Origin of the sequence: Pseudomonas entomophila, assembly GCF_029478665.1 — a bacterium.
Lineage (GTDB): Bacteria > Pseudomonadota > Gammaproteobacteria > Pseudomonadales > Pseudomonadaceae > Aquipseudomonas > Aquipseudomonas entomophila_F.
The window spans coordinates 1-6100 of sequence record NZ_JARPQB010000091.1; the positions used below are offsets into that span (position 1 = coordinate 1).

Below are 6100 nucleotides of genomic sequence, written 5' to 3' on the forward strand. Positions count from 1 at the left end.
ACCCCAAGGCCTGCCATGCCCCCGCTCAACCCCCTCACCTGGCTGATCTCCCCCCTCGCCCTGCTCGCCCTGTGGGCCGGGGTCGCCGCCGCCGGGCTGTTCCCGGCCAACCTGCTGGTGCCGCCGCTGGAGGTCTGCCGCAGCTTCACTGACCTGCTGGCCACCGGCGAGCTGCAGGAGCACCTGCTTGGCAGCCTGTCGCGCCTGGGCCTGGGCTTTGCCAGTGGCGCCCTGGCGGGCCTGGCGTTCGGCACCGCCATGGCCCTGTCGCGCACGGCCGAGGCCTACTGCTCGCCGCTGTTCCACACCCTGCGCCAGGTCCCCAGCATCGCCCTGATCCCGATGCTGGTCCTGCTGCTGGGCATCGACGAGACGTTCAAGGTGGTCATCGTCGCCAAGACCGCGTTCTTCCCCGTGGCGCTGGCCACCGTCGAAGGCATCCGCGCCATCCCGCGCAGCCATTTCGAAGTCGCTGCTGTGTACCGCCTGCCCTGGCCGACCTTGGTCGGGCGCATCGCCTTGCCTGCGGCGGTACCGGCCATCGTCACCGGCATCCGCGTCGCCCTGACCCGGGCCTGGGTGGTGCTGGTGGCCTGCGAGCTGCTGGCCGCCGACAGCGGCCTGGGGCAGATGATCGAGATGGGCCGGCAGATGCTGCGCATCGATGTGGTGATGGTCGGCGTGGTGCTCACCGGCGTGATCGGCTTCGCCCTGGACTTCTCGTTACGGCGTCTGGAGCGGCGCCTGTCGGGTTGGCAAGCGGTCGGGAGGTCGTGATGAAACTACGCAAACTGCGCGGTTTGCTGCTGCCGCTGCTGCTGATCGCGGCTTGGGAATTTGCTTCGCGCCAGGATGCGGCGGGTGCCTATGCCTTCGTACCGCTGTCACGGGTCGGCAGCGCGTTCCTCGAGCTGCTGGGCAACGGCGAATTGCTGGTGAACCTGCTGGCGAGCCTCGCACGCACCAGCATCGGCTTGCTGCTGGGGATCCTCGGCGGCGTCAGCCTGGGCGCGTTGATGGCGTTGTCGCCACTGGCCAACCGCCTGGTCGCCCCCTTGTTCCACGCCCTGCGCCAAGTGCCGATGCTCGGCTGGATCCCGCTGATCGCGCTATGGCTGGGCAATGGCGAAGCCTCCAAATTGCTGATCGTCAGCCTGGCGGCGTTCTACCCGATGGTGCTCAACACCTTCGAAGGCCTGCGCCAGGTCGACACGCGCCACCGCGAAGTCGGCCAGGTGCTGGCCCTCGACCGTTGGCAACAACTGCGCCTGGTGCTGCTGCCCGCCGCCCTGCCGAGCATCGCCACCGGCGTGCTGCAGGCCCTGGCTTTCGCCTGGGTCACGGCGGTGGGCAGCGAGCTGTTCCTCGCCTCCGGCGCCGGGCTCGGCAACCTGATGATGAACGCCGAGGCCGGGGCGCGCATGGAGATCATCGTGATCTGCGTGCTGTGCATCGGCTTGTGCGGCTACCTGATGACCTGGCTGTCCACCCTGCTCGCCCGCCGCCTGCTGCGCTGGCGCCCCACCCGTTGAAAGGCCATACCATGAACGCGATCGCCCACGCTTTCACCGCCCACGTGCACACCGGCGCGCTGAGCATCCGCAACCTGAGCAAGACCTACCCGCTGCAAGGCCAGGATGTGCCAGTGCTGCAAGGCATCGACCTGGACATCCGCCCGGGCGAGTTCGTCAGCATTCTCGGCGCCAGCGGCTGTGGCAAATCCACCCTGCTACGCCTGATCGTCGGCCTTGACCCGGACTATCAAGGGCAGATCCTGCTCGATGGCCAGCCAGTGAGTGGCCCGGGCCTCGAGCGCGGCATCGTGTTCCAGGACCATCGCCTGTTTCCCTGGATGACCCTGCGGCAGAACATCGCCCTGGCGCTGAAGAACCACGACCTGCCCGCCGCCGAGAAAGCGCGGCGGGTCGACGAGCATATCGCCCTGGTCGGCCTGCAAGGCTATGGGCAGGTCTACCCGCATCAGCTTTCCGGTGGCATGGCCCAGCGCGGCGCCATCGCCCGGGCGCTGGTGAACAAGCCCAAGGTGCTGCTGCTCGACGAGCCGTTCGGCGCCCTCGACGCCCTGACCCGCGTGCGCCTGCAGCAGGAACTGCAACGGATCTGGGTGCAGGAGCGCTGCACGGTGATCATGGTCACCCACGATATCGAAGAGGCGCTGTACCTGGGCGACCGAGTGATCGTGATGGACGCCCACCCGGGGCGGATCGGCGAACAGGTGCAACTGGAGCTGCCCCATCCGCGTGAACGCGACGACGGCCTGTTGCAGCACTACAAGCAGCGGTTGCTGGCGCAGCTGGTTGCCAAGCTGCCCTGAGTCGTGTCCTGTTCGCCAGCAAGGCTGGCTCCTACAAGGTGTGGGTCGTTTACCTGTAGGAGGCAGCCTTGCTGGCGATGCCGCCGGGCAACGGCGGCAAGTCCGCGCGGTCACGCCCCCGCGCGCTCGACCACTCGCGGCGGAATCCGCGCTGCCTTGCCATCCGCGACCATCAGTTCGCGGTAGCGCTGGTAGCTCTGTCGCGCCTTGTCTCGATCGCCAAGCCCCCAGTAGCTGTCCGCCAGGTTCAGGTGGGCGACGATACGCTGCGGATCAGCCGCGACGACCCGCTCGAGCAGGATCCGCGCCTGCTCGAAATGACCGGCTTCGGCGAACAGGAAGGCCAGGTCGTTGGACCAGCCCAACCGGTCGGCGTGGAAGAAGCGCTCGACGACGTAACGCTCCAAGTCGCAGTTGGCCTCGCCGCCGACGATGCCCAGCGCGCTCAGTTGACGCTCCAGGCCCGCCAGGTCGCCCTTGCGATAACTGGCCAGGGCCGCGGCGGCGGACTGTTCGAGGTCGGCCGGCAAGACCTTCCAGGGCTCACTGGCTGACTGCAGTTGTGGGTAGGCCGCCTTGAGGTCGTGGAAGGCACGGGTACCGTCGAAGTCCTTGAGCCGCTGTTTCAAGGCAAGGACCGACTCGACGAAGTAGGTGCTGGTGAAGGACTGCCCGCACTGATAGCGGTTGGTGTTGAGCAACACCCCGAACAGCTGGATGTCTTCACGCTTGGGGGTGTAGCCGAAGATCAGGTTGTAGTTGAAGCTGTCGTTGCCGGCTTCCCGCGTGCTCAGCACGACCACGTCGCCACGCAGGGTCATGTTCAGGCGCACGGCATGCGGCTTGCCCTCGATACCGGTAACGGTCAATGCACCACGCCGGGGCTGCGCCACCGCCACATCGAAGCCGTCGAAACGGCCTGGGTTCGACGTGCTGGCAATGGCCGGCAAGGCCTTGAAAGCATCGAGCGCTTCTTCGACATAGTCGCTGTTGGCGTAGTAGGCGGTGAGGGTCTTGACATGGTTTCCCGCGTCGGCGATGACCAGCCGCTCGTCATCGCGCTTGCCAGTGAGGTGCATGGGTAGCACCGTCGAATCTTGCTGGCTGCCGTGCTTGGCCAGCCACTCGGCCAATGCATCGGCGCCCGGCTTGCCGGCGACCTGGGCCGCCTTGGACAACGCGGCGCGGGCCTTGTCCGGAGCCTGGCAGGGTCGTTCGGACGCGATCAGGCTGCTGCCGTCGCAATAGAAATAGGCCAGCGTGATCCAGCCTTCCGGGTCGGCCTTGGCCGCCGCCATGAACAATGCCTCGGTGCGGGCGAACCCCAGGTACGGCGCCATCTGCGACATGCTCAGGCCTGCTGCGCGGCGGCTGATGACAGGGTCGCCAGAGGCTGCCGCGCACACGTAGTTCTCGATACCTGCTTCGAACAGCTCCCGGGTGGGGAGGTACTCCTCTCTTGCCCCAAGCCCGGTGAACACCTCGGCCCTGGCGGCGCAGCGTTTCTCTTCAGGGGTATTGCCCAACTGCTGCGCAAGGTCGCTTTCCCGCGGCTCGTATGACCAGTCCTCGACGGTGGTCAAAGTCCAGCACCCCTGTTCGCGGAAACGGTAGACCTTGATCGCGTTCAAGCCCTGGCGCTTGTCGATCACCTCGGCGCTTTGCCCATCGACCCAGGACTGCACCTGGTCGGATTCCAGGCCACGACCGTCGAACAGCGGATAGCCCAGACCATCGCCCCGCGCCTTCGTGGTCACAGGGCCGATGCCTTGCGCAGTTGGGGCCAGCCGCAACAGATCGACCTCGGGCGCCACGAACGCACGCTGCAAGGCCGGGTCATGGGCAAAGGCACGCAAGAAAGCCGCGAAGTCACCGGACGGGCAAACGGCCGATGCCGCCTGCGCCCACCCTGGAAGCAGGGCGATGACTGCCGCGCGCAGCAGGGTATTAGTTGCGCCGCGACGGAAACCGAATCCGGGCATGCCAGGGAACTGCATCGATCAACATCCTTATCAAAAGCACCGGACGCCACACAGGCGCCTTGTTACGTGAAGGGTGAGCATTGCTCGGGGCGCGATAATAGCGCGTCCTGCCGTCCTTTATCGCCTCGTGAAGCCCTCTGCCACACTGACGAGGCGAACCCTTCGGCAACATTTCGACGCAAAAATACGACACAACCCTCCATCCGAATCGCTAGAATGCGCGCCTGGCGTGTGCTGCGTGCGCCCGGGAGCCCTTCCCGAATACGGAGAACATTCATTTGTTTTCCGTGAGATCCGTCCATGTTGCACGCATGCCTCCATTCCCCATGGCCCTTCCCTGCCCGTGTCTGCACGGCGTGGGTTGTTGCGCCGCGTTTCCCATCCTTCTGCTCGCCCTTCCGCGCAATGGTCCATGCTGCATGGAGCCATGGTTTCGCCGTGCCTGTCGCACGCCGCGTCACTGCCTGCGCGGGTGCGACGTCATGAACGAGGACCGTTACATGAATGCCCCTCTCCATCCTCTCAAGCAGCCCTCGATGCTGCGCCAACTGCTGGCCACCGAAGCGGCCGGCGGCGTGTTGCTGATGTTCACCGCCGCCCTGGCCATCATCATCGCCAACAGCCCCTGGGCCAGCGCCTACCAGCACCTGCTGCACCTGCCCGTCGGCCCGGTACTGACCGACAAGCTCGGCCCGATGACCGTGCACATGTGGATCAACGACGGCCTGATGGCGATCTTCTTCCTGCTGGTGGGCCTGGAAATCAAGCGCGAGCTGGTCGACGGCCGCCTGTCCAGCTGGGAGCAACGCCGCCTGCCGGCCCTGCCGGCGCTGATGGGCATGGCCGTGCCGGCGCTGATCTACCTGGCCGTCTCCCGCGGCGAGCCTGGGCTGGCCGGTGGCTGGGCGATTCCCGCCGCCACCGACATCGCCTTTGCCGTCGGCGCCCTGGCGCTGCTCGGCAAGCATGCGCCGCTGTCGTTGAAAGTGATGCTGGTTTCGGTGGCGATCATCGACGACATGGGCGCGGTGGCGATCATCGCGGTGTTCTACACCTCATCGATTAACCTGCTGGCACTGGCCGGCGCCGCCGGTATCGTCGCCGTGCTGCTGGCCTTCAACCGCCTGCGCGTGGTGGCCCTGTGGCCCTACCTGATCGGTGTCGCCGCGCTGTGGTACGTCACCTTGCTGTCGGGCGTGCACGCCACCATCGCCGGTGTGGTCGGCGCGCTGCTGATTCCCTACAGCGCCGGTAGCGGTGCCGAGCGCGAAGCCAGCCCGCTGCTCAAGCTGGAGCATGGTTTGGCCCCCTGGGTGGGCTTCCTTATCGTGCCGGCCTTCGGCTTCGCCAATGCCGGCGTGTCGTTCGGCAACCTGGGCTGGAGCGACATCTTCGCCCCACTGCCGCTGGCCATCGCCTTGGGCCTGCTGCTGGGCAAGCAGCTTGGGGTGTTCGCCGGCGTGCTGCTGGCGGTGAAGAGCGGCCTGGCCAGCAAGCCCCGTGGCGCCAGCTGGTTGCAGATCTATGGCGTGGCGATGTTGTGTGGCATTGGCTTCACCATGAGCCTGTTCATCGGCGAACTGGCCTTCCCGGGCCAGGCCGAGAAGATCGATGCGGCCAAGATCGGCATCTTGCTGGGGTCGTTGCTGTCGGCGGTGATTGCCTGCCTGATCCTGCGCTTTGCGCCAAAGCAGGCAGATTGATGTAAAGCCCTCCACCCCGATCTCGGCCTGCGCGATCCTTGTAGGAGCAACTGTCTTGCTCAATTTCTAGAATCTAGCGT

At 66.2% G+C, this 6100-nt stretch carries 5 protein-coding genes; 4 read left to right on the forward strand and 1 reads right to left on the reverse strand.

Going from position 1 to position 6100, the window contains the following annotated elements:
* The first annotated feature begins 15 nt into the window (after positions 1–15).
* From P5705_RS25690 to P5705_RS25700, 3 genes are read left to right on the forward strand one after another with little or no spacing between them, the layout of a single operon-like run.
* The gene (locus P5705_RS25690; RefSeq protein WP_277463677.1) at positions 16–777 is read left to right on the forward strand and encodes an ABC transporter permease; all 762 of its coding nucleotides are present in this window, start codon (positions 16–18) and stop codon (positions 775–777) included.
* Positions 777–1532 (forward strand): ABC transporter permease, encoded by a 756-nt coding sequence (locus P5705_RS25695; RefSeq protein ID WP_277463673.1) that lies wholly within the window; start codon positions 777–779, stop codon positions 1530–1532. The genes P5705_RS25690 and P5705_RS25695 overlap by 1 nt, the downstream gene beginning before the upstream one ends.
* An 11-nt stretch (positions 1533–1543) precedes the next feature.
* Positions 1544–2335 carry an ABC transporter ATP-binding protein gene (locus P5705_RS25700; RefSeq protein WP_277463674.1) on the forward strand — a complete coding sequence of 264 codons (792 nt, stop codon included), beginning with the start codon at positions 1544–1546 and terminating at the stop codon, positions 2333–2335.
* A gap of 110 nt (positions 2336–2445) precedes the next feature.
* Here the strand turns inward: P5705_RS25700 and P5705_RS25705 are convergent, their stop codons facing one another.
* Positions 2446–4332, reverse strand: coding sequence for a tetratricopeptide repeat protein (locus tag P5705_RS25705; protein WP_277463675.1), 1887 nt, complete (start codon positions 4330–4332; stop codon positions 2446–2448).
* A gap of 485 nt (positions 4333–4817) precedes the next feature.
* On the opposite strand from P5705_RS25705, the gene nhaA reads away from it, so the two are divergent.
* Entirely contained in the window at positions 4818–6020 is a 1203-nt protein-coding gene (gene nhaA / locus P5705_RS25710) for a Na+/H+ antiporter NhaA (RefSeq protein ID WP_277463676.1), read from the forward strand.
* Positions 6021–6100: the final 80 nt, after the last annotated feature.